This window comes from Qipengyuania aquimaris (assembly GCF_020171965.1).
GTDB classification, from domain to species: Bacteria; Pseudomonadota; Alphaproteobacteria; order Sphingomonadales; family Sphingomonadaceae; genus Qipengyuania; species Qipengyuania aquimaris_A.
Window position 1 is genome coordinate 91,388 of record NZ_JAIUZK010000002.1, and the last position, 25,142, is coordinate 116,529.

Consider the following 25,142-nt stretch of genomic DNA (forward strand, 5'->3'; position numbering starts at 1 on the left):
GGATCAGTAGAGACCGGGGTTGGTCCTCTCGAATTCGCTGGGACGATCCTTGACCAGCAGCCGGCGCTTGGGAGTCCTCGACTGGGCACTCTGGACGCCGGTGATCGACGTGCAGGAGCGTCCGGCCATGAAATCGAGCGCGGCGCTGATCGAAGGTTCGGCAGGGTCGCCCAGCGGCTCGAAGATATTGTCTGGTGCCGCGCAGGTCTTCTGGACCACGCTAGCGAGTCCATCGAAGTACTCGCCCTGGTCGTTGGCATTCACCGTCTTGAACGTCACGGCCCGCAGGCGATCGTCGCAGGCCGACCGGTCGAAGGCAAACTGCCCCACTGGCTTGCCGAACGTATTGGAGCCGACCAGAGCGAGATTTTCGCCGAGGTAGGGGATGAAGGAGTTGGTCACCAGCTCGCTGGCAGACGCGGTGCTTCGCGTGCCGATCACGGCAAGTTTCGTGACGGCAATCTGCTCTGGAATGTTCTGGAATAGCTCGGTCGAATTCTCGGCGCTCTTCGACGGACGAAGGACGGTTTTCGAGAAGACTTGCCCTTCAAGCCCTTCGGCCATCAAGTCGCCCAGCGTGTTGGCGACATCTACCAGGCCGCCGCCGTTATAGCGTAGGTCCAGGATAATCTTGGTGATGCCCTGCGCCTTCAATTGCTGGAATGCGGCGCGCAATTGCGAGTCCGCGTCCTGGGAGAAGAAGGTGCGCAGGTTGATGTAGCCGACGTTGTCGGTGCCATCGTTGAGGATAACGACGCCGTAGCGATCCGAAATCGGGTCGAGCGTGTAATCGGCTTTGGTCACGCTGACATTGCGCGTCACTCCGTCAGTGCCGCGAATAGTAAAGTCGCGCCTCACTCCCGGGTCGCTCGGACCAAGGGCATTGAGCACTGCGTTGGTGCCGCCGCTCTGAAACAGGGCCTCTACGGATTGCCCGTTGATCGAGAGGATTTCGGTGCCGCGGTCGAAGCCTGCGTCGAAGGCGGGCCCTGTCTCGTATACTTCGGCTGCGAAGAGCCTGCTCACGCCGTCGGTGGTAAGGCGGATGCCGAGGCCTGCGCGCGAACCCTGGAGAGCCTCGTTCTCTTCCTGGATGGAAGTGAGATAGGTGAATCCCCGGTCCTTGTTCTGCGCCGCAGCCTGCGCGACCAGGGCATCGATGTAGCTTTGCACATCGGAATATTGAGCCTTGTTGACGTTGAGGTTCAGCAAGTCGGGGAAGAGATACCATTCGTTGAGGACGTCGCGCGCCCAATCCTGCCGGGCCGACAGGGAGCAGGTCGTATTCCCGCCGCCACCGCTGCTTCCGCCGCCAACAATAGGACCTGACGGACTGCTGTCGCCGCCCCCTCCGCAAGCGGCAAGAGACACGGCAAGCGTAGCAGTCAGAATGGTGCGACCCACAGGCATAGTATTTCCCTCCAGAACCCCGGCGATTACCGCCGCAAGGCTGCCTAGTGATTGCGCAATTAACCCCCTGTGAGCAAGAGCGCGGTGTCAGTTATCGCCTTTCGGTGGAAAACAGGGCGTTTTTCTCCTCAAAACGGTGCAAATTCGCTCTCCCGTGGTGGCGTTTCCTCCGGCGCTGTGCCTAGTCTTGGCGGCTAATCGGGGCATTGCGCCCGAAATTACGGAGTTCGAGTGGTGAGTACGGTGGTTCCAGACTGGATCCAGAAGGCTGTCGGAGAAGGCGAGGTCAAAGCCGAATTGACTGCAGCCCGTGTCGCGGAAGAGAAGGCGCTGGCCCGGTCGGGCTTCTCTTTGACCAGCCCTGCGTTCAAGCATGGCGGCGAACTCGATCCCAGCTTCACCGCTTGCGAAGACGACGCAGTCGCCCCGCCGCTGGAATGGACCGCGCCGCCCCCGGGTTCGCAGGAACTGGTCCTCGTCGTCGAGGATATCGAGCGCGGCGACGTCCACTGGCTCGTCTGGGGCCTCAAGGCCCAGAAAGGCGCCCTGTTCGAAGGCGAAGTGCCGCCGCGCACTGGCAAGAACGCGAAGGGCAACTCCGAATGGTTGCTTCCCGACCCGCCTTTGGGGGTCCAGCACCGCTACGCCTTCCAGCTGTTCGCGCTCGACCTGCCGCTGACGCTGATGCCGGGCGCGACACACGAAGACCTGATCAAGACCATGGCGAACCACGTCACCGCGGTCGCGATCCTCACGGCCTGTTTCGAAGGCCATGAGGTCGAAGAATGGGATGCCGAAGATGAATTCGACATCTGATAATACCAAGAAAAGCCAACTGAAAGGAACCTGAAATGGCTGGCAAGAACAACGCACTGCAAAAGCCGGTGAACCTCTCGCCCGAGCTTGAGAATGTGGTCGGTAAGGGTCCGATGACCCGCGCCCAGGTCACTTCCAAGGTGTGGGATCACATCAAGGCGAACAACCTGCAGGATTCGAAGGATCGCCGCATGATCAATCCCGACGACAAGCTCGGAGCCGTCATCGGCAAGGAACAGATCTCGATGTTCAAGATGACCGGTGCTGTTTCCAAGCACATGAGCTGATCATCAGGTTGGGCGGCGTCGCGGCCAGTCCGTGACGCCGCCGACCCACAAGGCCAGCCAGATCAGGATCGGCTGGGCCACCATGCGGGGCACATGATAGGCAAGCCCCAGGCCGTTATCTTCGCGCGCCATATCCATCATGAAATGATTGATGTTCGCCGGAAACACGCAAAGCGCATAGAGCGCCAATCCTATCCCGCCCCATCGCCTCAGATTGCGCGACCACGGTTGCACCAGCGCGATTGCGCCCGCGATTTCAGCGATGCCCGTCCAGAACACCACGGCTTCGGGGGCCGGGACGGCATCAGGCATGATCGTCAGGAACGGGGCGGGATCGGCGATATGCGCCCACCCCGCCAGCGCATAGAAGGCGGCCAAGATCCAGCGCAGCGCGACACGGATCACTCTTCGACTACCTCGACGCCGTTACCGAAAGCGATGTGATCCTTGATCTCGCCCGCCGCATCCTTGGGATTGGGATAATACCAAGCGGCATCGGTGTTGATGTCGCCCCCCGCATTGATCGAGTGATATTGCGCCACGCCCTTCCAAGAACACACGGTCGTCTTGTCGCTTGGCACCAGCGCGCTGCGGGCTACCGAGGACGGGGGGAAATAATGATTTCCTTCCACGACCAGTGTATCGTCGCTGCGCGCGATTTCCTCGCCGTTCCAACGTGCCGTTACAGTCATACCTAGGTCCTTTCATTCGCGCTTTGTATCGCTACAACAGCCGCCGGACACGCCCCGTTCCGAGGAGAGATATTACATGATCCGTATCGCCGCAGCATTCCTTGTGACGTCATGCCTTGCGACTAGCCCGGTCGACGCGCAGGACAGGGCCGATGCCGTCGCTGCCGCCGCGCTTGAGGCGGCGCCGGTATGGGACGGCCACAACGATGTTCCGATCCAGCTGCGAGCTCGGTTCGACAATCGGATCAACGATTTCGATTTCAACGATACGCTGGACACAGCCACGGATAGGCGCGCTGCCATGCATAGCGATCTCGTGCGTCTTCGCCGCGGCAAGGTCGGTGCGCAGTGGTGGTCGGTCTATGTCAGCGCTTCCTTGCCCGAACCCGAAGCGGTGCAGGCAACGATCGAGCAGATCGACGTGACCAAGCGCCTCATCGCGGCCAATTCGGATGCCATGGCGCTCGCGCTGACTGCCGACGATGTCGAGGCTGCCATGGCCGATGGCAAGATCGCGTCGCTGATGGGGATGGAAGGCGGGCATTCGATCGGCAACAGCCTGGCCGTGCTGCGCCAGATGTACGCGATGGGCGCGCGCTACATGACGCTGACGCACGGTCGCACGCTGGACTGGGCGGACAGTGCCACCGATGCCCCGCGTCATGGCGGGCTGAATGAATTCGGGATGGACGTGGTGCGCGAAATGAACCGGATCGGCATGCTCGTCGATCTCAGCCACGTAAGCGAAGAGGCCATGCATGACGCGCTGGACGTGGCAGGGGCTCCGGTCATCTTCAGTCATTCTGGTGCGCGCGCGGTGACCGGTCACCTGCGCAACGTTCCCGATAGCGTCCTCGCGCGCCTGCCGCAAAATGGCGGGATCGTCATGGTCGTCGCGCTGCCATGGTTCATCACCGAAGACCTGCGCCAGCATGCCGCGAACAAGGCGGCGGAAGTGGCGCGGCTCAAAGCGCTCTATCCCGGCTTGCCGGACACCGTGGCCGCAGAGCTTGCGCGGTGGGAGGCGAACAACCGGCAACCCGTGTCGACCATCTCGGACATGGCCGACCATATCGATCACGTGCGGGATGTCGCTGGGATCGACCATATCGGGATTGGCGGCGACTATGACGGCATGCCGACCGGCCCGGTCGGGATGGAAGACGTAACCGGATATCCCGCGCTCTTCGCCGAACTGGCGCGCCGCGGATATTCGCAGGCTGATCTCGAGAAGATATCGAACCGCAACATGATGCGGGTGATGCGCGAGGCGGAAGCCTATGCGGCAAGCCGCTCGGGCGCCGCGCCTATCGAGTATGCGGTTGGCGCCCCGCGCGCGGCGGAAGACTGATCCCTATTTACAGGGGTCGTGACCCCAGTTCTTGAGTGAATAACGCCAGTCGCTGTTCTCGATATCGCCGGATGGTTTCTGCGCAAGGTGACGGTGGATATAGCCGATCACCTTGTTCATGTGATCGTACTGATCGTCTGACAGCTCATCCTTGTTCGTGCGCTTAATCGCGACGATCCGGCGACCCGACTTGTGACCGGTGCTTTCACCGCCATCGCTGTCGCCGACCGATCTGGATTCCTCGGTGTCGAGCCATTCTTCGAGCTCCTTCGGCTGCATGTTCACGCAGTCGTAGAACTCATCGTAGACGTCGTCCTTCTTGTCTTGATCCATCAATCGTTGTCCGCAGTTTCCGGCAGGTCGGAACGGTCGGTGGAAGCCATTTCCTCCAGTTCGCTCTCGGACATGCTTTCGTACATTTCCACGGAAGCACCCTGGAGATCCGACTTGTCGGTTTCGCCGCGCTTGGCCGCAAGGGCGGCGCCCGCAGCTTGCTGCTGCGCCTTGGATTTGGCTTTTGGCATGGTGTCAGTCCTGCGCTTCGAGCTCTGAACCAAGCTTCAGGACTTCGTCGCCGTCTTCCTGCTTGATTAGGTAGGCGGGATTGTCCTCGCTGCCGTCACGGGTGACTTCGCTGCCCTGGAGGGTGCGAGTGACCTCACGTTCGAACCGGTCCTTGATCTGGCCCTTTGCAGTGCCATTGCCCCAATCCCACTTGACGTACTGATCGGTCTGGAAACTGTTCGAATTGCTCATGAGGTCACCTCGGTCACTTAGTTTTCAATAACTTCGATCCCGTCCTCTTGGGTAACTTCGCCGCCGTCGCCGGGTTCCCCGTCGATGCCGACAATGCTGTCGGTGCTGTCGCCACCTTCCATCGACGAAATCTCGCCGCTTACGGTTGCTTCTTCTTCGATATCGCCCTGCGTCATCGCCGGAATGATCCAGACGATCGACATCAGGAGGACGGCAAGGATCAATCCGCCGGCGAGGACCCAGCGCACGACGCCTTCCTTGGAGCCGCCGCTTGCTTCCTGCTCGTCGATATGAATTTCGTCACCTTCTTTGTGCACGCGAATACTCCCTGTTTTGCGCGATCCCGCGTTTCAGGGCTTTCTACGGTCAAAGCGGGCTTATGTTCCGCCCGGGTCAGTCGCGCAGGAGGTCGTTTATCCCGGTTTTCTCGCGCGTCTGGGCGTCCACGGTCTTTACGATGACCGCACAGGCGAGGCCGGGGCCGCCGTCTTTGCCCGGCAGCGAACCGGGCACGACGACCGAGTAGGGCGGGATGTGGCCGCGAATGACCTCGCCCGTGTCGCGGTAGACGATCTTGGTGGACTGGGTGATGAAAACGCCCATGGCGACGACGCTGCCTTCGCCCACGATCACGCCTTCCACGATTTCGCTACGCGCGCCGATGAAGCAGTTGTCGCCGATGATCGTCGGGTTTGCCTGCATGGGCTCGAGCACGCCGCCGATCCCTGCGCCTGCCGAGATGTGGCAGTTCTCGCCGATCTGCGCGCAGCTGCCGATGCTGGCCCAGGTGTCGACCATCGTGCCTTTGCCGACATAGGCGCCGATGTTGACGAAGCTCGGCATCAGGACGCAGCCCGGTGCAATGTAGGAGCCTTCGCGGGCGATGGCGCCCGGTACCACGCGGAAACCCGCCTCGCGGAAACGCGCATCGTCCCAGCCGGCGAACTTGCTCGGCACCTTGTCGAAGGCCGGATGACCGGCGCTGCCGCCTTCCATGACGACATTGTCGTTGAGGCGGAAGGACAGGAGGACGGCTTTCTTCAACCACTGTTTGACCGTCCAGCCACCTTTGCCGTCGGGTTCGGCCACGCGGCCTTCGCCGCTGTCCAGCAGAGCAAGACCGGCCTCCACCGCTTCGCGCACCTCGGTGCTCTGCGGGGTGACGTTGGCGCGGTCTTCCCACGCGGCTTCGATGCGGCTTTCGAGGTCGGCGCTCATGCTGGTCTCCGTATAGATTTCGGAGAGGTCGTTAGCAGCGTTCCCGCGCTAGTCCATCCCCGCGGCCACAGCGAAGTCATAGGCGCGGTCGACCAGCGGTCCGACCCTTTCGCTCATCGCCTTGGCGTGGGCACTGGATGCGGTGCCGTCGATGACCCGCTTCTTGATGCCCTGCATGATGCCGGCGAGCCGGAACAGGTTATAGGCGAAGTACCAGTCCATCGGCGGGACCGGATAGCCGGTGCGCGCGACATAGCGATCGACCGCTTCCTGCTGCGTGGGAATGCCGAGTTCCTCGAGGTCGAGGCCCAGTACACCCGCGCGCCCGTCTGCGGGGTTATGCCAGTTGAGCATCAGGTAGCTGAAGTCCGCGATGGGATCGCCCAGCGTCGACAACTCCCAGTCGAGCACGGCGAGGACCTTGTTCTCGTCTTTCTCGAAAATGAGGTTGTCGAGCCGGTAGTCGCCATGGACCACGCTACTCTCGTGCTGCGGGGGGATGGTCTGCGGCAGCCATTCGATCAGCCGCTCCATCTTGGGCATATGCTCTGTTTCGGAGAGCTTGTACTGCTTGGACCACCGCGCGATCTGGCGCGCGCAATAATCGGTCGGTTTGCCGTAATCGCCGAGGCCGATCTCGTCCGGCTTGCGCAGGTGCAGGTCCGCCATCGTGTCGATCATGGCGTTGTAGATTGCGCGCCGGTCGGCAGGATCGACGCCGGGCAGGGCACCGTTCCAAAGCGAGCGCCCGTCGGCAAGGCCCATGACGAAGAACTTCGATCCGATCACATCCGGGTCTTCGCAAAGGCCGTAAGTCTTCGGCACCGGAAAGCCGGTCGGACCGAGTGCATGCATGGCCTTGTATTCGCGGTCCACCGCATGCGCGCTCGGCAGCAATTTGCCGAAGGGCTGGCGGCGCAGGACGTAGGAGCGCCCCGGCGTATCGATCCGGTAGGTCGGGTTCGACTGGCCGCCCTTGAACTTCGAATATGAGATTGGCCCTTCGAAGCCTTCGACATTGGCTTCGAACCACGCGGTCAGCCTGTCCATGTCCAGCTGATCACGTTCCGGCACCTCGATGGTGCCGACCATTTCCTTGTCGAAATCGATTTCCGGCATGCCCGTATCGCTCATCAGTCGAATACCACCACGCTGCGCGCCGAATGGCCGGCCTTCATCTTCTCGAACCCGTCGTTGATCTTCTCGAGCGGAATACGCTCGGCGATGATCGTGTCGAGATCGAGCAGGCCGCGCATGTAGAAATCGACGAGACGCGGCAGGTCGACCGGGAAATGATTCATCCCCATGATTGCACCCTGCAGCTTCTTGCCGGAGAGGAGGTCCATTGCGCCGAGGCCGACCTTGCAGTCGAGCGGCATCATGCCGAGGATCGTCGCCGTACCGCCGCGGCGCAGCAGCTTCACGGTAAGGTCTGCCGAGGCCTGCCTGCCCACCGCCTCGATCGCATGATGCACGCCGCCTCCGGTCAGTTTCATGACCTGTTCGACGGCATCGTCCGCCATGGCATCGATTGCGTGAGTTGCGCCGAGGACCTTGGCCAGTTCGCGTTTTTCCGGAATGGGATCGAGCGCGATAACCTTGCCGGCGCCTGCGATTTTCGCGGCGTTGATCGTCGCGAGGCCGACACCGCCGCAGCCGACGACGGCGACAGCTTCACCGGGCACGACCGAGCAGGCATTGAAGATCGCGCCGGCACCCGTCGTCACCGCGCAGCCGATAATGGCAGCGCGGTCCAGCGGCATGTCCTTGTCGATCGCGACGCAGGCATTCTCGTGGATCAGCATCTGTTCGCAGAATGCGGACAGGTTGAGCATCTGCGCCACCGGTCCGCTGCCGTCCGCCCGCATGATGCGCGGGTCAGCCGTCTGGCTGCGACGCGTGTCTGCGCCCATGCACAGCGCCATGCGGCCCGTCACACAGAACTCGCAGTGACCGCAAAATGCCGACAGGCAAGACACAACGTGATCGCCGGGCTTGACGGTCTTCACTTCGCTGCCGACCGCGCGCACTACGCCCGCCGCCTCGTGGCCCGGAATGGCCGGGAGGGGGTGGGGGTAGGAGCCTTCGATGAAGTGCAGGTCCGAATGGCACAGGCCGCAGGCCTTGGTGTCGATCAGCACTTCATGCGGGGCCGGATCGGCGAGTTCGACCTCGCCGATCGTCAGGCCGCCGACCTGTTCGAGGATTGCCGCCTTTGCCATTAGCGCGTCGCTCCTACGTCGCCCGAGCTGAAGCCTGCAGCAGCGCTACCGGCACTTGCCGAATGCGCATTGCCGCCACGAAGTGCATTGGAAGTGGGGCCTTCCTTCGGCATGTGCTTGGCGAATTCCATGCGTGCGATCGAGCGGGCGTGAACCTCGTCCGGGCCGTCTGCCAGGCGCAGGGTACGCTGGTGGGCATAGGCATTGGCGAGGCCGTAATCGTCGGACACACCGCCGCCGCCATGGGCTTGGATCGCATCGTCGATGATCTTGAGCGCCATATTCGGTGCCTGCACCTTGATCATGGCGATTTCCTGCTTGGCCGATTTGTTGCCGACCTTGTCCATCATGTCGGCGGCCTTGAGGCAGAGCAGGCGGGTCATGTCGATGTCGATGCGGGCACGCGCAACGCGCTCTTCCCAGACCGAGTGCTTGTAGATCGGCTTGCCGAAAGCTTCGCGCTCCTGGAGGCGCTGGCACATCTTGGCCAAGGCTTCTTCGGCGACGCCGATGGTACGCATGCAGTGGTGGATGCGGCCCGGGCCGAGGCGCCCTTGAGCAATCTCGAAGCCGCGACCTTCGCCGAGCAGCATATTCGTGACCGGGACGCGTACGTCCGTGAGCTCGACTTCCATATGACCGTGCGGGGCATCGTCATAGCCGAAGACGGGGAGGTGGCGCAGGATCTTCACACCCGGTGCGTCCATCGGCATGAGAATCATCGATTGCTGCGCGTGGCGCTTTGCCTCGAAATCGGTCTTGCCCATCACGATGGCGACCTTGCAGCGCGGATCGCCCACGCCGGACGACCACCACTTGCGCCCGTTGATGACATATTCGTCGCCATCGCGCTCGATGCGGGTCTCGATGTTCGTCGCGTCGGAGCTGGCCGTGAACGGCTCCGTCATGAGGAAGGCGGAACGGATGCGGCCGTTCATCAGCGGCTCGAGCCACTCTTCCTTCTGTTCGCGCGTACCGTAACGGAAGAACACTTCCATGTTGCCGGTGTCCGGCGCCGAGCAGTTGAACACCTCCGAGGCGAAACCGATGCGGCCCATTTCCTCGGCGCACAGCGCATACTCGAGGTTGGTGAGGCCTGGGCCTTCGAAATCGAAGGTCTCGTCGACATGGTGGTGGCTGTCATTGCGCGGCGGCATGAACAGGTTCCAGATGCCCTGGTCCTTGGCCTTGGCCTTCAGGTCCTCGACCACCTGGATGACTTTCCAGCGATCGCCTTCGGCGTCCTGTTCCTTGTAGGTGGGAACGGCGGGGCGGACATGGTCTTCGATGAAGTTCCTAACCCGGTCGCGCCAGTAGACTTGCCTCTCAGTGGGTTCGAAATCCATCGTAATGTCCTCTCATCAAATAAGTTGCGTTGCGAAACTGGCAGAGCGAGCCAGCCGCGCCAAGGGGGTAATTCACGGAACCGAAGTGCCCGCGTCGATATCTCCGCGCGCCACTGCATCCAATGCGGCGATGCGCGCTTCATGCTGGGCACGGTCGATCGGGAAGCGGCCGAGCCAATAGGCTGCGACGAATGCCAGCACGACCATCGCACCGCCGTAAAGCAGTAGCATCTCGCTCAGCACTTCGAAGGAAACCGAACCGGGGCGTGCGTTCTCCGGCATTTGTGCGGCGCTGATGATCTGGCCGGTCAGCAGGATGCCGACGCCGGTTGCGCATTTCTGGACGAACCAGTTGCCTGCATAGAAGCTGCCTTCCGCGCGGCGACCCGTCCGTTCTTCGTAAGCCTCTACGATTTCGGCAATCATCGAGGATCCCGAGATCATCACGACGATGCCGAACAGGTTGGCGAACACGAGGAAGGCGAACACCAGCGTGGTCGACAATGCGGTGCCGGGTTCCGGCCAGAAACCGAGCAGGAACAGGGTGTAGGGTGTGAGCCCCAGGACCATCGAGGAGATCGAACCGATGACGGCGCTTTTCGGCTTGCCCCAGTCGCGGTGCATGGGGCCGACAACGAAGAACATCATCACGACGCTGACGAACAGCACAATCGGATAGATGATCAGCTCGACCCGGTCGAACTGCCAGACGAACAGGTTGACGTAGTTCGTGATCGAAAACGTCATGCCCTGGCTGACGTAGGCGGCCAGCCCGCCGGCTACGAAAATGAGGAAGGCGCGTTCGGAGAAAGCATCGCGTATTTCGTCGAAACTGCCCTTGATGCTGAATGGCTCGGGTCGCTTTTCCGGCAGCCTGGCGACGAGATAGTGCTGGCCGAGGGCAGAGCCGACAACCGAAACGAACATCAGCCCGGCCCCGAACAGGCCGAACATGCTGTATCCGCCTGCCTGCAACATCCCGTCCTGCCCCGGCATGAAGACCGTGTACGCGAGCAGCATCATGAGGATGCCGCCGATCCATCCCGACAGATAGCGATAGCGGAACAGCGTGGTGCGCTCGTCGTAATCGGCGGTAATCTCGGGCACGAGGCTGACCGAGGGGACTTCACAGGCGGAGAGCAGTACTCTCACGACAACAGCGATGCCCAGCAATTCCCAGAAACTGGGTGTGCCGTCGATGACGGGGTTCCACAGCACGGCCCATGCCAGTGCCAATGGAAGCGCGGCAGTATAGAGCCAGGGCAGTCTCCTGCCCCAGCGAGTATAGGTGCGATCGGACAGGTTGCCGAGGATCGGATCGATCACGGCGTCGAACAGCAGCGCGGCGCCCAGGGCCAGGCTGACCATTCCGGCGTCCATGCCCAGGACCTGGTTGTAGAATATCAGCAGGAAAAAGCTGAAGCCGCTGTCCTTTACGCCGAAGGCGACCGCGCCGAAGCCGTGAATGAACTTCAGCCGTTGGGGCAGGGGGCCGTCGACGAACGCCATCAGTTCGTCCTGCCCTCCTTCTCCATGGCCTCGAGCGCTTCGAACATACCGGGCGTTTCGGGGTCCCAGCTGTGCCGCGGACCCAGGGTGATACCGCCATCGACGACGATGGACGCACCGGTGATGAACTCTGCCGCCTCGCTGGCGAGAAACGCAACCGTGCCGGCAATATCGCGCGGCTGGCCGCCGCGTGCGACCGGCTGGGCATGGGAAGACATCTGCGCAATGACCTGCTTGGCCATGCGTTCTGCCTCACCGGTGAATTCGAGCGAGCTGGTGAAGATATTCGTATTGATGAAGCCCGGCTGCACCGCGTTCACCCGGATGCCGTATTGGGCAAGGTCGGTGGCGGCGCACTTGGTCAGGTGAAGCACGCCTGCCTTGGCGACAGCATAGGCGGTCGGCGAATAGCCCGGACCTACTGCGGCAACGCTCGACACATTGACGATGTTGGCGCCCTTGCGGCCCTTCATATGCGGGACTGCATAGCGGATGCCCATGGCAACCGATCGCATCAGAAGATCGAAGGTGCGGTCCCATTCGTCGGGCTCGATCTCGTCGATCGGCGCACGAGCGCCGCCGGCACCGGCATTGTTGAACACGACATCGATACCGCCGGTCTCCTTTGCGGCTTGGTCCATCAGCGCCTTGATGTCGGACGGATCGCACACATCGCAGCGCACGAAACGGATGTCGTCCGCGCTGCCCGCGACGAGTTCGGCCCCGCCGTCCTCGTCGATATCGGATGCGAAAACGATCGCACCTTCGCTTGCGAACAGGCGCGCGGCGTCGGCCCCGATGCCCGATGCGGCACCGGTAATGACTACGGTCTTGCCGGAGAATCGCCGGGACTCGGCCATGCTCTCTCTCCTCGTTTTCCTCGCCTTTCAGCTTAGGCGAGCCATGCCTGCCGTCAACGTAATCCGGCTGACGCTACGGCATGGCGCTTCACCGTGATCGCCCTTGCGGCGCGCCGCCGAATCACCCTAACGTAAACGTCAAGTCGCAAGACGAGAGAGAACCAGAGAGGAGCCCCGATATGTCGGATCACGAAGCGTTCCGCGCCGAAGTGCGCGAATGGCTCGAAGCCAATTGTCCGCCCGAAATGCGCCAGCCCGTAAAGGACGAAGACGACGTCTACTGGGGTGGCCGCAATGCCACTTTCAAGAATGACGCGCAGAAAGCGTGGTTCGAGGCCTGCCGCGACAAGGGCTACACCGTGGCCGAATGGCCGGAAGCCTATGGCGGTGCCGGTCTGACGCCGGCCGAAGGCAAGATCCTACGCCAGGAAATGTCGCGCATCGGTGCTCGTCCCCCGCTGTCGAGCTTCGGTATCTGGATGCTCGGCCCGGCGCTGCTCAAATTCGGCACCGAAGGGCAGAAACAGAAATTCCTCAACGAAATCGCTCGCGGCGAAATCCGGTGGTGTCAGGGTTATTCCGAACCGGGCAGCGGCTCCGACCTCGTGTCCATGCAGACCTTCGGCGAGGACAAGGGAGATCACTGGATCGTCAACGGCCAGAAAATCTGGACCTCCTATGCCGATGAAGCCGACTGGATTTTCTGCCTCGTCCGCACGGACAAGGAAAACAAGTATCAGGGCATCACCTTCATGCTGTTCGACATGACCAGCGACGGTGTCTCGACCAAGCCAATCAAGCTGATCAGCGGCAACAGCCCGTTCTGCGAAACCTTCATGGACGATGTGAAGGTGCCCAAATCCTATGGCGAAGACATCCCCGGCTACGTCGGCGAAATCAATCGCGGCTGGGATGTTGCGAAGTACCTGCTCGGCCACGAACGCGAGATGATCTCGGGCGCCGGCGGCGGCGATCGCACCGCGGCCATCGGTGCGGCGATGAAGCGCATGAGCGGTGAACTCGACGCAGTGCTGCGGGCAGAACTGGCCATGTTCGACGTCGACGCGCTGGCCTATTCGGCCATGGGCGAGAAATTCCTCGACGAGATGAAGGCCGGCAAGGGCCATCCCGCACAGCCCAACATGATGAAATATGTCGGGACGGAGCTGAACAAGACGCGCCACGAATTGATGATGGCAGCTGGCGGCAGCAGGGCCCTGGAATGGGAAAGCGAGGAAACGCGTGGCGGCAAGCCCGCGCGCAACTGGCTGCGTACCAAGGCCAATTCCATCGAGGGCGGCACGAGCGAAGTCATGCTCAACGTCATTTCCAAACGCATTCTCGACCTGCCGGGAGCCTGATCCATGCCGCTTTATCACGACGACGACCAGGCCATGCTGGCCGAAACCGCAAGCCAGTTCATGGCCGAAGAAGGTGGCATCGCAAAACAGCTGCGCCACTGGCGTGACCGAGACTGCAAGGACGGCTTCGGCCACGGCCTGTGGAAGCAGTTTGCCGAAATGGGCTTCACTGGCATGCTGGTGAGCGAAGACGATGGCGGGCTTGGAATGGGCAGCTATGAAGCGGGCATCGTGCTCGAGGAAATCGGCCGCAATCTCACGCCGTCGCCCTTCCTCGCCAGTTCGGTGCTGGCTGCAACCGCGCTCAAGCACGCTGATAACAATGCACGTGAACGGTGGCTTCCCGGCCTTGTTTCCGGCGACCATGTCTACACCGTCGCCATCGACGAAGGTGCCAAGCACCGCCCTGAAACCATCAAGACCAAGGCGGAAAAATCGGGCAACGGTTTCAAGCTGACCGGCCAGAAGGATTTCGTTCTCCATGGTGCAAGTTCCGACATGCTCGTCGTGGCTGCGCGCACCTCCGGTAGCGATGACGATGCAGACGGCATCACGCTTTTCGCCGTGCCCAAGGACGCGGCCAACATGAGCCACGATGCGGTGCGCCTCGTCGACAGCTCGATGGCCACCCACACGAAATTCGATGGAGTCGAGCTCGACGGCGATGCCGTGATCGGTGAAGTCGACGGCGGACGCGAGATCCTCAACGCCATGCTGACTGCAGGCCGCATCGGTGCCGCCGCAGAAGGCGTCGGTGTCGCCAGCGGGGCGATGGACATGACCGTCGATTACCTCAAGCAGCGCAAGCAGTTCGGCAAGCTTATCGGCGAATTCCAGGCGTTGCAGCACCGCGCAGCGCATCTCTATTCCGAAGTCGAGATCGCCCGTGCAGTCACGATGAAGGCGGCGCAGCTCCTCGACGGCGGAAGCGAGAAAGCCGATCTGATGGCTTCCGTTGCCAAGGCCAAGGTCGCCAAGGCTGCAGGCCTCGCAGTCAAGGAAGGCGTGCAGATGCACGGCGGCATCGGCATGACCGACGAATACGACATCGGCCTCTACATGAAGCGTGATCGCGCGCTGCAGGAATTCCTCGGCGACATGTACTACCACGCAGGCCGCGTGGCCGACATGAGCGGCTATTGAGCGGGAGAGAGACAATGACACTCGAAGATATGTTCAGCCTCAAGGGCCGCAACGCGCTGGTCACCGGCGGCAGCCGCGGCATCGGCCGCATGATCGTCGAAGGCTTCCTCGCTGCAGGATGCGAGCGGGTCTACATCACCGCGCGCAAGGGCGGTGAATTGCACGAAACCGCCGAGGAACTGGGCGAGCGGGTCGTTCCGATCCAGGGCGACATCTCGACGCTCGAAGGGATCGACGAACTGGTCGCGGAAATTTCCGGCCGCGAAACCAAGCTCGACATCCTCGTCAATAACGCCGGGGCCGCCTGGGGTGCCGATTATCTCGACTTTCCAGAAGAGGGCTGGGACAAGGTCATGGACCTCAATGTTAAGACACCGTTCTTCCTGACCCAACGCCTGCACAAATTGCTGACTGCCGAAGCAAGCCAGGACAAGCCGGGCAAGGTCATCAATATCGCCAGCATCGACGGCCTGCGGATCAATCCTTGGGAGACCTATTCCTACCAGGCATCGAAGGCTGCGCTGATCCACCTGACGCGCCGCATGGCCGCACGACTGGTCAAGGACCATGTCTACGTGACAGGTATCGCTCCGGGCGCATTCCCGTCGAACATGAACAAGGTCGCGCGCGACCATGCCGAAGCGAGCGCTGCGGGAATTCCGAACAAGCGCGTCGGAGACAAGTTCGATATGGGCGGCAGCTGCGTCTACCTCGCCAGCCGTGCGGGCGATTATACGGTCGGTGAAACGATTGCAGTCGATGGCGGCATCGTGAATGCGCACCTGCCGACGCACTTTGCCGATCCGGCGGGCGGCCGCTGACACCTTCTCTGTGAAACGTATGAAATCGGGGGCGGTCGAAGCGGTTCGACTGCCCCCGACTTTTTTCTACGCCTCGGTGGGCCTCACGCGAGCAGCCCCAGCGTGCGCATGCTGGTGATATCCGCCGCCCCGATAATAAGGTGATCTTCGAGCGTGATGCCCAGGCTACGGGCATACTCGTCCAGTCGCCTGGTGCTGGAAACATCGTTTTCGCTGGGGGATGCACAACCCGAAGGGTGGTTGTGAGCGATAATCATGCGCTTGGCGTCTCTCTTGAGAGCCTTGGTGAAAAGTTGACGCAAGGACAGGCGCAGTTGCCCCTTATCGCCTTCTGCCACCAGTTCTTGAGAGATTACCCGGCCCGCGGAATCGGCAAAGATTGCCACCATGCGTTCGGTTTCCAGACGGCTCATTGAATCGAACAGCTTCTGGCGCAGCTCGCTCCGCGTTTCGGTCAGCGGTTCGTTGGGGACAGGCTCTTCCTGCGTCAGGCCCAGTCGGACCAACCAGCGGGCCAGGACCATTCCGAGCGTCCAACGCTGAGGACATACCGGACCGACCGCTTCGCGATCATTGGCTTGCATACCGTGAAGCGAGACAACCGGGCTGAACTGGCTCAGTAGCTGTTCCGCCGCCTTCCCCGGATCGGGATGGCGACCTTCCAGCATATTCGTCAGCCGTTCGAGGCGGTTCTCACTCGGCTCGCGTGCAAGTATGTTCCCAAAGCCGTCAGGCCGATTGCCATCCAGTACGGCCAGCGCTCCATGACGGCGTACACCAAGGGATGAAGATCGGCGTCCAGCGCGCGCAACAGATGCGCGAGGACGGAGAGTAGCTGGACCCCACTTACCCATAGCGGCCACCAACGGTCGGCACGCAACGCGACTGTGAGGATGAGGCCGAAACCGATGCAGTCGAGTACGACCCGATACCAGGGAATCTGGTCATAGTCGGTCCACCATCCGACAAGAACGCCGTATAGAGTGTTCGCGGCCAGCATCCCTAGAAGGACCAGCGCGATATGCCGTTCCGGCCTGCCGCCCTTTCTCAAGGCGAAAAGGACGACGAGAAGGATCAGCGCGACTTGCAGGAGGAACCTGGCCATCCATGCGCGCTGACCTATCTCGTTCGAAAAAGCAATCAGCTGGCATTTGCGGCGACGCCCGTGGTGAAGAACTCACGGTCGGGACAGGTCGGTTCTTCAGGGCCATTCACCTCGCGGGCGATATCCGCGAGCTGACCATGGACACGCATCGCGGCGGATTGAGCCGAAAGAAGCCCGTCGACCAACTTGCCCATGCGCAAGAGCGCTGCCTGGCTATCGTGCACATCTGAATCGATATCGCGCTGTGCGATAGCTGCGGTGTGCATCAGGGAAAGAGATTGAATGAGTGCGTCGGAAACGGCGCTCTCTGTCGATTGCATCTGGCGTGTGAGCCGGGCGGTGGCGGAGTTACGGTCAAGCATTGCGATCCTCGTCTTGGCATTTGAATGCCGGGGATCGACGACCGTCAGCTGAGCAGGTCCCCCAGGACATTGCCTGCTGCCACCACCAGCACGAAGGCTGCCGCGGCAAGGAAAGCGGCCATCAGGACCAGCAGAAGTCGCCAGCCCACGCTCAGATCAGACGGTCTGATCCCCGACCGCAGCCGGCGAGCCTGGCTCTCTCTTGTTTCATGCGACCCGAGGACCAGAGCATCGCCAAAGACAAGCGTTTCGCCTGTCGACTGCGTGCTTTCTTCTGACCCCGAATCCGGATTGTTTTCGACGGTGAACTGCCCACCGGTGATTGAATGACACCTCTCTTCCCACTCGCGAAACTCACGCACTAGCCTCTGGCGGGGCATCGCATCGAGCTGCATACGTACGGCATCGATACGCTTGTCTACCGAGTGGGGAGAAATTTCGAGCTGGCGCGCGATTTCCTTCGAGGTGAAACCTTTCGCGGCAAGAACCAGCGCCTCGCGCTGCTTGTCCGTTAGGCGATCGAATACCTCGTATGATCTTTGTAGATCCATTCGCCTTAACCTTAGCTTCTTCCCTGCCCCGCGCCAATACTCGGGACGGGAAGAAGCGTCGGAATCGGCAGTATACCTTTTTTTGGGCGGTTCCTGTTCTGCTGCCGGCCAGCTTACTTGATGAAGTACCCGACCACGCCCCAGCTGCCTTCTTCCAGGCTCATGACGACGGTTTCCGTAGTCCCGCTCGCTTCTGCGAAATCCGTCCCGAACGTGACAATCATGTATTGCCCTTCGGGCGCTCCCGGCAAAGCGGAGTGGGCCGAAACGGTCTTGAGTTGGCGCGACACCAAAGCGCCTAACGGTTCCCGGACGGGCGCCGCCTGTGCCTTCCACATTTCGGCGGTCACTGCGGACTGGAACATCGGCCCGGCCTGCGCCCAGCTTTGTGCATAGTCGCCATTGTCGATCAGGCGCACCCAATTGCGCGCTGCGGTCTCGATTACCGCGTCCTGAGCACTCGTTTCGGTCGCGGTCTTTTCGGCCTCGGCCGATCCGGCCGACGAAAGGATAAGTGCGGCTGCGATGGCTGCTGCGAACATAGGAATACCTCCGATAATCCAGGGGAGGTATGACCTTTCCCCCGGCTGTTGCGATGGGGTCGGAGTATCCACATCCACAGCCGCCGGGGGCATCCCTATTTGTTCGGTCCCAAATCTGGAGGTGGGCTGCGCTTCCGTATCCCCCAAGATTCTCGCGGCCTCCCGGCTGGTCGAGACCCCAAGTTTCTTGCGGGCTTCGCGCAGGTAGTCATTGACGGTGTGAACCGAAAGATCGAGTTCGATGGCAATGCTCTTGGCCGTGTGGCCGCCGAGCAGCAAGCGGAGGACTTCGCGTTCGCGATCGGTCAGGCTCGCCACTCCGTCAGCCATGATCAACTCATCAATTCGCGCACGAAGGGGATGAGGCCGGTCTGGCGCTGTCGTTTCATGCGTTCGGCGTCCAGGATTTCGCGAACCTTTGCGAAACACGCATTCACGTCCTCGTTGATGACGACGTAATCATAGGCGTCCCAGTGACTGATTTCCGCCCTCGCACGCTCCATGCGCGCATCGATCACTGCCTTTTCGTCCTGCCCGCGCGCTTCGAGGCGGCGGCGCAATTCATCAATGCTGGGCGGCAGGATGAAGACCCGAACGACGTCCTGCTGGTCCTTCTGGTACAGCTGCTGCGTCCCCTGCCAGTCGATGTCGAAGAGAAAGTCCTGCCCGTCTTTCAGCGCGGCACGGATGCGGCCCTTCGGCGTGCCGTAGCGATGGCCGAAGACCGTCGCCCATTCGTAGAAATCGTCTTCCTCGACCATGCGGTCGAACTCGGCATCGTCCACGAAGTAATAGTGCACACCGTCCTTCTCGCCAGGGCGGGGAGGGCGGGTGGTGACACTGACCGACAGTTTGATCTCGTCATCCGCTTCCAGCAGCATGCGCGAGATGGTCGTCTTTCCCGCTCCGCTGGGTGAGGAAAGGATGAACATGAGCCCGCGTCGAGCGAGCGCTTCCTGTGCAGGTGTGGAATCGGCCATGCGCGCTGTTGGCGCATCTGACGGGCAATGATCAAGCCCGTGGACGAGAAATCACACGGCGCTGTCTTCTTTCGCCTGCTTGCGAAGCACCTTCTGGCCCGACCGGCGAGCCTTGCGCCGCGACTGGCTCCTGTCGAAGAGAACTTTCAAGGCCAGGGCCGAGGACACCGCAATCGCGCCGGGCACAGACTTGGTCGCGACCTTGGTCACGCCATAGGCTGCCAGCGTGTGGACGATGGACCGGTTCTCGACCGCGTCCTTGGCGAACTGGCTACCGTACTGTCGGCCAAGAACCATCTTTTCTACCGTCAGCCGCGAAAGGCGTCCGACGCTGCGAAGCAGGATGTCGTTGATGATGAGATTGGTCGACGGGTTTGAGCTGGGCCCCGGTACCGGATCATCCTGCGCCGGATTGCTATCGGTCGCCTTCTCCAGCGCATCTGCCGCGCGATCGGTGATGTGGTTCGGTTTCTTCTTGCTGGAAAAGCCCATGTCCTGCCCCTTGGTGGCGCGGGAAAGGCCGCGCGACTATTTCTTGCGGCCGAAGTCGACCGTGACGACATTCGAGCCGTCTTCTGCACCTTCAACGGGCGCGCCCTCGGCCTGTTCCTCGTCATTGCCGGCCGGGTCGGTCGGTGCGGGGGCCATGTCCGCCACGGTCGCCTGGAACTGGAGGCCGAAGTCGACCGCGGGATCGACGAATTGCGTGATCGCGGAATAGGGAATGTCGAGGGCAGCCGGGATCTGGTTGAAGGACAGGCCGACGCTGAAGCCGTCTTCGCGCACATTCAGGTCCCAGAACTTGTTCTGCAGGACGATGGTCATTTCGTCCGGGAATCTCTCGCGCAGGCTGTCGGGGATCGATACGCCCGCGGCGTGGGTCTTGAACGTTATGTAGAAATGGTGTGCGCCCGGCAGTTCGCTGCCGCCCGCTTCGATTTCGCCGAGTACACGGCCGACCACGGCGCGCAGGGCTTCCTGTACGATCGTGTCGTAGGGAATAAGGCTGTCGGGCGTCTCGTCGCTCATGCGCCCCTAGGTGATACTCCAAGGCCCTTGGGTCAAGCGGTTTAAGCCTGTGTTTGCCGCCCGCGTAGCTGCATTTTCTTGCGCGTAGCGGTGGCTCGCCTATAGCGCGGGCCATGCGAACAGGCCGTATCGAACGAAACACCGCCGAAACGAAAATCCTTGTCGAGGTCGATCTCGACGGGACCGGCTCCTACGATATCTCCACCGGTATCGGGTTCCTCGACCACATGGTCGAACAGTTTTCGAAGCACTCGCTTATCGACGTCACCATGAAGGTCGATGGCGACCTGCATGTCGACCAGCACCATACTACCGAAGACAGCGCCCTGGCGCTGGGGCAGGCGCTTGCCCAGGCGCTTGGGGACAAGGGCGGGATCGCGCGATACGGCAGCGCCTATTCGCCGATGGACGAAACGCTTGCGCGCGTCGCGCTCGATATTTCCGGGCGTCCCTATTTCGTATGGAAGGCCGGTTTCAGCCAGGAAAAGCTGGGTGAATGGGACACCGAGCTGATCGAGCACTGGTTCCACTCGGTCGCGCAAACCTGCGGCCTGACGCTGCATATCGAACTGCTTTACGGCACCAACAACCACCACATCTGCGAAAGCATCTACAAGGGCTTCGCCCGCGCAATGCGGATCGCCTGTGAAATCGACCCCCGAAAGGGTGGGGCAATTCCGAGCACGAAGGGGCAGTTGGGTGGCTGAGGTGATCGCCCTCGTCGATTACGGCGCGGGTAACTTGCATTCGGTCGAAAACGCGCTGCGCAAGGTCGGGGCACAGGTCACGGTGACCGCCGATCCCGACGTGCTGCGTGCGGCCGACCGGATCGTCTTGCCGGGCGTTGGAAGCTTTGGTGCCTGTGCAGCCGGTCTGCGCGCTGAAAACGGCGTGATCGAGGCGATGCACGAGCGGGTATTCGTCGGCGGGGCGCCCTTTCTCGGTATCTGTGTCGGAATGCAATTGCTGGCGACGCGCGGTCTAGAGCATGGCGAGACGCCCGGTCTCGACTGGATTGGCGGCGAGGTGCGCCTCATCCAGCCGCGCGATGAAAGCGTGAAGGTCCCGCATATGGGCTGGAACGACGTCGCGCTCACGCATCACGCCGAAGACCATGCGGTGGTCGAAGAAGGCGAGGCCTATTTCCTCCATTCCTATCACTTTCACGCCGATCGGGGCCGCGACGTACTCGCGATGACCGACCATGGAGGTGGCCTCGTTGCGGCGGTTGGCCGGGACAATCTACTCGGCGTGCAATTCCATCCCGAAAAGAGCCAGACCTTCGGGCTCGGCCTCCTCACCCGTTTTCTCGAGTGGAAACCATGATCGTATTCCCCGCCATCGACCTCAAATCGGGCCAGGTCGTGCGCCTTGCCGAAGGCGACATGGACCGTGCCACCGTTTACGGTGACGATCCTGCGGCGCAGGCGAAGATTTTCGCCGAAGCTGGCGCGGGCCATCTCCATGTGGTCGATCTTGACGGCTCTTTCGCCGGGTCGGCGCAGAACCGTGCAGCGGTCGAACGCATCGTCGAAGCTTTCCCCGGCCATGTCCAGCTGGGCGGCGGCATCAGGCGGCGCGAGGATGTCGAAGGCTGGTTCGATGCCGGGGTTTCACGCATCGTCATGGGGTCGGCGGCGCTCAAGGACCCGGAATTCGTCAAGGACATGGCCCGCGAATTCGAGAACGGCATCGTCGTCGCTGTCGACGCGAAAGACGGCATGGTTGCGACCGAAGGCTGGGCAGAAGTGTCCGATGTGCCCGTCGTGGACCTCGCGCGCCGGTTCGAGGATGCAGGCGTCGCCGCTCTCCTGTTCACCGACATAGGCCGGGACGGGCTGCTCAAGGGTGTGAACCTCGACGCGACAGTCGATCTCGCGCGCCGCGTGGACATTCCGGTCATCGCCAGCGGCGGCGTGAAAGGTATCGATGACATTCGTGTCCTGAAGCTGCACGCGCACGAGGGGATCGAGGGTGTCATCACGGGCCGTGCGCTTTACGACGGACGGCTGGATCTGGCCGCAGCTTTGGCGGTGGCGGGGCAGGAATGACCGTCCGCATCCGCGTCATACCCTGCCTCGACGTGCGCGACGGGCGCGTGGTCAAAGGGGTGAACTTCGTCGATCTCAAGGATGCCGGCGATCCGGTCGAGCAGGCGCAGGCCTATGACCGGGCGGGCGCGGACGAACTTTGCTTCCTCGACATTTCTGCCAGCCACGAGGGGCGGGGAACGCTGCTCGACATGGTGCGGCGCACGGCTGCGGTTTGTTTCATGCCACTGACCGTCGGTGGCGGCGTTCGCAGCGTTGAGGACGCTCGTGCCCTGTTGCTCGCGGGCGCAGACAAGGTTGCGGTCAATTCTGCGGCTGTCTCCCGTCCTGAACTCGTGCGCGAGATTGCGGAAAAGTTCGGGAGCCAGTGCGTGGTCGCGTCGGTCGATGCGCGCGCGAAGACCGAAGGCGAGGGCTTTCGCGGCTGGGAAATCTACACCCACGGCGGGCGCAAGCCGACCGGCATCGACGCGGTCGAACACGCGCAGAAGCTTGCCGAACTGGGGGCGGGCGAATTGCTCGTCACCTCAATGGATGGCGACGGAACGAAGCAGGGCTACGATCTCGAACTCACGCGCGCGATAGCGGACAGCGTCTCGGTGCCGGTAATCGCCAGCGGCGGTGTCGGCACGCTCCAGCACCTGGTCGACGGGGTGACCGAAGGCCATGCAAGTGCGGTTCTGGCGGCCTCGATCTTCCATTTCGGACAACACACCGTCGCCGAAGCGCACAGCGCCCTGCGTGCTGCGGGCTTGCCTGCGCGCGGCTGATCGGTGCAGGAGGACTTCATGGAAACCCTGACCCGTCTCGAAGCGACCATTGCAGAACGCCGCAAGGCCGATCCCAAGTCGAGCTACGTTGCGCAGCTCTCGCATCGCGGAACGCCCGTCATGGCGCGCAAGCTCGGCGAAGAAGCAGTGGAAGCCTGCGTGGCAGCGCTCTCCGGCAGCCGCGAGGAACTGGTCGGCGAAGCTGCCGATGTGATGTTCCACCTGATGGTGCTGCTAGCCGACAAGGGCGTCTCCCTTGAAGAGGTCATGGCCGAGCTCGACCGCCGCGAGGGCGTCTCCGGGCTCGACGAGAAAGCCAGCAGGAGTACGTGATGCCGATCGACCCGACCTTGCCCTATGACGACGACAATATCTTCGCGAAAATCCTGCGCGGCGAAATTCCGTCGACCAAGGTCTATGAAGACGAGTGGGCTTTCGCTTTCGAGGACATCAACCCCCAAGCCGAAGTGCACACGCTCGTCATCCCCAAGGGACGCTATGTCAGCTGGGACGATTTCAGCGCCCGGGCAAGCGATGAGGAAATTGGCGGTGTCGTCCGCGCTGTCGGCAAGGTCGCCCGCGACAAGGGATTGGTAGAGCCGGGCTACCGGATGATGGCCAATATCGGCGCGCATGGCGGGCAGGAAGTGCCCCATCTCCACGTGCATATCTTCGGCGGGCAGCCGCTGGGGCCGATGATCGCGCGATAGATTTCGTCGCGCGGGAATCTCGTTTCACCCCCGTTCATGTAAAACAGACGAAATGCCGCTTTGCCGCGAATCCTCGCTGCGCTAGAGCGCCGTCATAAATGTCACTGCCCAATTTCCCCGACGGTGTAATTCAAGGCGACCGGCATCTCTATGCCGTGCGCGCCTATTACGAGGACACGGACCTCTCGGGCATCGTATATCACGCGAATTACCTGCGCTGGTTTGAACGCGCGCGCTCCGATTTGCTGCGCCGCCTCGATATCGACCAGCGTGCCGCGATCGAGAGCGGCGAGGGCGCCTATGCCCTCTCGGAAGTAAATCTCAAATATCTCCGCCCGGCCAAGCTCGATGACGACGTCCTGATAGAAACACGCTGCACCGAGCTCAAAGCCGCCTCGTGCCGCATGCACCAGAAAGCTTTTCGCGGTGACGAACTTCTTGCCGAGGCACATTTGCGCGTCGGCTTCATTTCATTGGAAGGGCGGCCGAAACGCCAGCCCGACGAATGGCGCGCGGCCTTCGCGCGTTTTACAGAATCACCAGAGGACCGATGACCACACTCGAGACGCTTGCTGCGGCTGCTCCTACCCGGCTCGACCCTATCCAGCTTTTCCTCGATGCCGATATCGTGGTGCAGCTTGTAATGCTTGGCCTGATCCTCGCGAGTATCTGGGTCTGGACCATCATCGTCTCCTTCTCGCTGCGCATGAAGACGCTTCGCCGCCGCACCCGCAAGTATGAAGAAGACTTCTGGCAGGCGGAGAATTTCGATCGCTTCATGTCGGAGCGGGGCAACAAGGATGTCCCCTCCGCCCGCGTCGCGCAGGCGGCTGTCGGTGAATGGCGCAAATCCACCAAGGGCGAGATCCGCGACCGGGAAGGACTGCGCAGCCGCATTGCCACTGCCATGGAAAGCCAGGTCGCTCTTGAAGCCGACGACATTGCGGAGCGCCTGAACTTCCTTGCTACGGTTGGCGCTGTCGCGCCCTTCGTCGGCCTGTTCGGGACGGTGTGGGGCATCATGAACAGCTTCTTCCAGATCGGCGCGCAGGAAAGCTCCTCGCTCGCGGTCGTTGCGCCCGGCATTTCCGAAGCGCTGTTTGCTACGGCCATCGGTCTCTTTGCGGCAATTCCGGCGGTGATCGCCTACAACCGCTTCAGCCATTCGGTCGAACGGTTCGAGGCCGGTCTTCACCGGTTCTCGGACCGACTCTACGCGACCTTCAGCCGCCAGCTGGAGCAGCGCTGAT

Annotated in this window: 35 protein-coding genes; 14 read left to right on the forward strand and 21 right to left on the reverse strand. The window is 61.9% G+C overall.

What is annotated here, in order from left to right; all coding sequences use genetic code 11:
* Positions 1-3 precede the first annotated feature (3 nt).
* Positions 4-1,410, reverse strand: coding sequence for a S41 family peptidase (locus tag LCM24_RS08030; RefSeq protein ID WP_224803565.1), 1,407 nt, complete (start codon positions 1,408-1,410; stop codon positions 4-6).
* A 234-nt stretch (positions 1,411-1,644) separates the two neighbouring features.
* Here LCM24_RS08030 and LCM24_RS08035 point away from each other — a divergent pair, with 234 nt between their 5' ends.
* A complete protein-coding gene (locus LCM24_RS08035; RefSeq protein ID WP_224803566.1) occupies positions 1,645-2,226 on the forward strand; it encodes a YbhB/YbcL family Raf kinase inhibitor-like protein in 582 nt (193 codons plus the stop codon).
* A 35-nt stretch (positions 2,227-2,261) separates the two neighbouring features.
* Positions 2,262-2,513, forward strand: a complete 252-nt coding sequence (locus LCM24_RS08040) for an SWIB/MDM2 domain-containing protein (RefSeq protein ID WP_221537994.1) — start codon at positions 2,262-2,264, stop codon at positions 2,511-2,513.
* 3 nt (positions 2,514-2,516) lie between these two features.
* On the opposite strand, the gene LCM24_RS08045 is transcribed toward LCM24_RS08040, so the two are convergent.
* Complete coding sequence (locus tag LCM24_RS08045) at positions 2,517-2,918, reverse strand: DoxX family protein (RefSeq protein WP_090477625.1); 402 nt, start codon at positions 2,916-2,918, stop codon at positions 2,517-2,519.
* Positions 2,915-3,205 (reverse strand): DUF427 domain-containing protein, encoded by a 291-nt coding sequence (locus tag LCM24_RS08050; protein WP_224803567.1) that lies wholly within the window; start codon positions 3,203-3,205, stop codon positions 2,915-2,917. Before LCM24_RS08050 ends, LCM24_RS08045 begins: the two co-directional genes overlap by 4 nt.
* A 76-nt stretch (positions 3,206-3,281) precedes the next feature.
* On the opposite strand from LCM24_RS08050, the gene LCM24_RS08055 reads away from it, so the two are divergent.
* Positions 3,282-4,556: a dipeptidase gene (locus LCM24_RS08055; RefSeq protein WP_224803568.1), complete on the forward strand. Its 1,275-nt coding sequence runs from the start codon at positions 3,282-3,284 to the stop codon at positions 4,554-4,556.
* Positions 4,557-4,559: 3 nt separating this feature from the next.
* On the opposite strand, the gene LCM24_RS08060 is transcribed toward LCM24_RS08055, so the two are convergent.
* From LCM24_RS08060 to LCM24_RS08105, 10 genes are all read right to left on the reverse strand, one after another.
* Positions 4,560-4,889 carry a DUF3140 domain-containing protein gene (locus LCM24_RS08060; protein WP_224803569.1) on the reverse strand — a complete coding sequence of 110 codons (330 nt, stop codon included), beginning with the start codon at positions 4,887-4,889 and terminating at the stop codon, positions 4,560-4,562.
* Positions 4,889-5,080 carry a DUF3008 family protein gene (locus LCM24_RS08065; protein WP_224803570.1) on the reverse strand — a complete coding sequence of 64 codons (192 nt, stop codon included), beginning with the start codon at positions 5,078-5,080 and terminating at the stop codon, positions 4,889-4,891. Before LCM24_RS08065 ends, LCM24_RS08060 begins: the two co-directional genes overlap by 1 nt.
* Before the next feature lie 4 nt (positions 5,081-5,084).
* Positions 5,085-5,312, reverse strand: a complete 228-nt coding sequence (locus tag LCM24_RS08070) for a DUF2945 domain-containing protein (RefSeq protein ID WP_090477636.1) — start codon at positions 5,310-5,312, stop codon at positions 5,085-5,087.
* A gap of 17 nt (positions 5,313-5,329) precedes the next feature.
* A complete protein-coding gene (locus tag LCM24_RS08075) occupies positions 5,330-5,629 on the reverse strand; it encodes a hypothetical protein (RefSeq protein ID WP_224803571.1) in 300 nt (99 codons plus the stop codon).
* A gap of 76 nt (positions 5,630-5,705) precedes the next feature.
* Complete coding sequence (gene dapD, locus LCM24_RS08080; protein ID WP_224803572.1) at positions 5,706-6,530, reverse strand: 2,3,4,5-tetrahydropyridine-2,6-dicarboxylate N-succinyltransferase; 825 nt, start codon at positions 6,528-6,530, stop codon at positions 5,706-5,708.
* A gap of 48 nt (positions 6,531-6,578) precedes the next feature.
* On the reverse strand, positions 6,579-7,664 hold the full coding sequence (locus tag LCM24_RS08085) for a phosphotransferase family protein (protein WP_224803573.1): 1,086 nt from the start codon (positions 7,662-7,664) through the stop codon (positions 6,579-6,581).
* Entirely contained in the window at positions 7,664-8,752 is a 1,089-nt protein-coding gene (locus LCM24_RS08090) for a Zn-dependent alcohol dehydrogenase (RefSeq protein ID WP_224803574.1), read from the reverse strand. The genes LCM24_RS08085 and LCM24_RS08090 overlap by 1 nt, the downstream gene beginning before the upstream one ends.
* Positions 8,752-10,098, reverse strand: coding sequence for an acyl-CoA dehydrogenase family protein (locus LCM24_RS08095; protein ID WP_224803575.1), 1,347 nt, complete (start codon positions 10,096-10,098; stop codon positions 8,752-8,754). Before LCM24_RS08095 ends, LCM24_RS08090 begins: the two co-directional genes overlap by 1 nt.
* A 72-nt stretch (positions 10,099-10,170) precedes the next feature.
* Entirely contained in the window at positions 10,171-11,607 is a 1,437-nt protein-coding gene (locus LCM24_RS08100; RefSeq protein ID WP_224803576.1) for an MFS transporter, read from the reverse strand.
* On the reverse strand, positions 11,607-12,467 hold the full coding sequence (locus LCM24_RS08105) for an SDR family NAD(P)-dependent oxidoreductase (RefSeq protein WP_090477654.1): 861 nt from the start codon (positions 12,465-12,467) through the stop codon (positions 11,607-11,609). Before LCM24_RS08105 ends, LCM24_RS08100 begins: the two co-directional genes overlap by 1 nt.
* A gap of 179 nt (positions 12,468-12,646) precedes the next feature.
* Here LCM24_RS08105 and LCM24_RS08110 point away from each other — a divergent pair, with 179 nt between their 5' ends.
* From LCM24_RS08110 to LCM24_RS08120, 3 genes are read left to right on the forward strand one after another with little or no spacing between them, the layout of a single operon-like run.
* Positions 12,647-13,828 carry an acyl-CoA dehydrogenase family protein gene (locus LCM24_RS08110; protein ID WP_090477656.1) on the forward strand — a complete coding sequence of 394 codons (1,182 nt, stop codon included), beginning with the start codon at positions 12,647-12,649 and terminating at the stop codon, positions 13,826-13,828.
* A 3-nt stretch (positions 13,829-13,831) separates the two neighbouring features.
* Positions 13,832-14,971, forward strand: a complete 1,140-nt coding sequence (locus LCM24_RS08115; protein ID WP_224803577.1) for an acyl-CoA dehydrogenase family protein — start codon at positions 13,832-13,834, stop codon at positions 14,969-14,971.
* Between the two features lie 14 nt (positions 14,972-14,985).
* Positions 14,986-15,792, forward strand: a complete 807-nt coding sequence (locus LCM24_RS08120) for an SDR family oxidoreductase (RefSeq protein WP_221562471.1) — start codon at positions 14,986-14,988, stop codon at positions 15,790-15,792.
* An 83-nt stretch (positions 15,793-15,875) separates the two neighbouring features.
* Here the strand turns inward: LCM24_RS08120 and LCM24_RS08125 are convergent, their stop codons facing one another.
* From LCM24_RS08125 to LCM24_RS08160, 8 genes are all read right to left on the reverse strand, one after another.
* Positions 15,876-16,460: a JAB domain-containing protein gene (locus LCM24_RS08125; RefSeq protein ID WP_224803578.1), complete on the reverse strand. Its 585-nt coding sequence runs from the start codon at positions 16,458-16,460 to the stop codon at positions 15,876-15,878.
* Positions 16,461-16,465: 5 nt separating this feature from the next.
* Positions 16,466-16,897: a hypothetical protein gene (locus tag LCM24_RS08130; protein ID WP_224803579.1), complete on the reverse strand. Its 432-nt coding sequence runs from the start codon at positions 16,895-16,897 to the stop codon at positions 16,466-16,468.
* Between the two features lie 35 nt (positions 16,898-16,932).
* Positions 16,933-17,259, reverse strand: coding sequence for a hypothetical protein (locus LCM24_RS08135; RefSeq protein WP_224803580.1), 327 nt, complete (start codon positions 17,257-17,259; stop codon positions 16,933-16,935).
* A 44-nt stretch (positions 17,260-17,303) separates the two neighbouring features.
* Positions 17,304-17,810, reverse strand: a complete 507-nt coding sequence (locus tag LCM24_RS08140) for a helix-turn-helix domain-containing protein (protein ID WP_224803581.1) — start codon at positions 17,808-17,810, stop codon at positions 17,304-17,306.
* Positions 17,811-17,923: 113 nt separating this feature from the next.
* Positions 17,924-18,682, reverse strand: a complete 759-nt coding sequence (locus tag LCM24_RS08145) for a helix-turn-helix domain-containing protein (RefSeq protein ID WP_224803582.1) — start codon at positions 18,680-18,682, stop codon at positions 17,924-17,926.
* Positions 18,683-18,684: 2 nt separating this feature from the next.
* The gene (gene gmk, locus LCM24_RS08150; protein ID WP_224803583.1) at positions 18,685-19,332 is read right to left on the reverse strand and encodes a guanylate kinase; all 648 of its coding nucleotides are present in this window, start codon (positions 19,330-19,332) and stop codon (positions 18,685-18,687) included.
* Between the two features lie 51 nt (positions 19,333-19,383).
* On the reverse strand, positions 19,384-19,824 hold the full coding sequence (locus LCM24_RS08155; protein WP_224803584.1) for a hypothetical protein: 441 nt from the start codon (positions 19,822-19,824) through the stop codon (positions 19,384-19,386).
* A gap of 36 nt (positions 19,825-19,860) precedes the next feature.
* Complete coding sequence (locus LCM24_RS08160) at positions 19,861-20,361, reverse strand: SspB family protein (RefSeq protein WP_090477681.1); 501 nt, start codon at positions 20,359-20,361, stop codon at positions 19,861-19,863.
* A gap of 113 nt (positions 20,362-20,474) precedes the next feature.
* Here LCM24_RS08160 and hisB point away from each other — a divergent pair, with 113 nt between their 5' ends.
* The 8 genes from hisB to tolQ all read left to right on the forward strand — a co-directional run bounded on the left by hisB (position 20,475) and on the right by tolQ (position 25,141).
* On the forward strand, positions 20,475-21,068 hold the full coding sequence (gene hisB / locus LCM24_RS08165) for an imidazoleglycerol-phosphate dehydratase HisB (RefSeq protein ID WP_090477685.1): 594 nt from the start codon (positions 20,475-20,477) through the stop codon (positions 21,066-21,068).
* Complete coding sequence (hisH, locus tag LCM24_RS08170; protein WP_224803585.1) at positions 21,061-21,687, forward strand: imidazole glycerol phosphate synthase subunit HisH; 627 nt, start codon at positions 21,061-21,063, stop codon at positions 21,685-21,687. Before hisB ends, hisH begins: the two co-directional genes overlap by 8 nt.
* On the forward strand, positions 21,684-22,412 hold the full coding sequence (gene hisA / locus LCM24_RS08175; RefSeq protein ID WP_224803586.1) for a 1-(5-phosphoribosyl)-5-[(5-phosphoribosylamino)methylideneamino]imidazole-4-carboxamide isomerase: 729 nt from the start codon (positions 21,684-21,686) through the stop codon (positions 22,410-22,412). Before hisH ends, hisA begins: the two co-directional genes overlap by 4 nt.
* Positions 22,409-23,182 (forward strand): imidazole glycerol phosphate synthase subunit HisF, encoded by a 774-nt coding sequence (hisF, locus tag LCM24_RS08180; RefSeq protein ID WP_221562460.1) that lies wholly within the window; start codon positions 22,409-22,411, stop codon positions 23,180-23,182. Before hisA ends, hisF begins: the two co-directional genes overlap by 4 nt.
* Before the next feature lie 18 nt (positions 23,183-23,200).
* A complete protein-coding gene (locus LCM24_RS08185; RefSeq protein WP_224803587.1) occupies positions 23,201-23,515 on the forward strand; it encodes a phosphoribosyl-ATP diphosphatase in 315 nt (104 codons plus the stop codon).
* Positions 23,515-23,892, forward strand: a complete 378-nt coding sequence (locus tag LCM24_RS08190; RefSeq protein WP_224803588.1) for a histidine triad nucleotide-binding protein — start codon at positions 23,515-23,517, stop codon at positions 23,890-23,892. Before LCM24_RS08185 ends, LCM24_RS08190 begins: the two co-directional genes overlap by 1 nt.
* A 98-nt stretch (positions 23,893-23,990) precedes the next feature.
* A complete protein-coding gene (locus LCM24_RS08195) occupies positions 23,991-24,446 on the forward strand; it encodes a YbgC/FadM family acyl-CoA thioesterase (RefSeq protein WP_090477706.1) in 456 nt (151 codons plus the stop codon).
* Positions 24,443-25,141, forward strand: a complete 699-nt coding sequence (gene tolQ, locus LCM24_RS08200) for a protein TolQ (protein WP_224803589.1) — start codon at positions 24,443-24,445, stop codon at positions 25,139-25,141. Before LCM24_RS08195 ends, tolQ begins: the two co-directional genes overlap by 4 nt.
* Position 25,142: the final 1 nt, after the last annotated feature.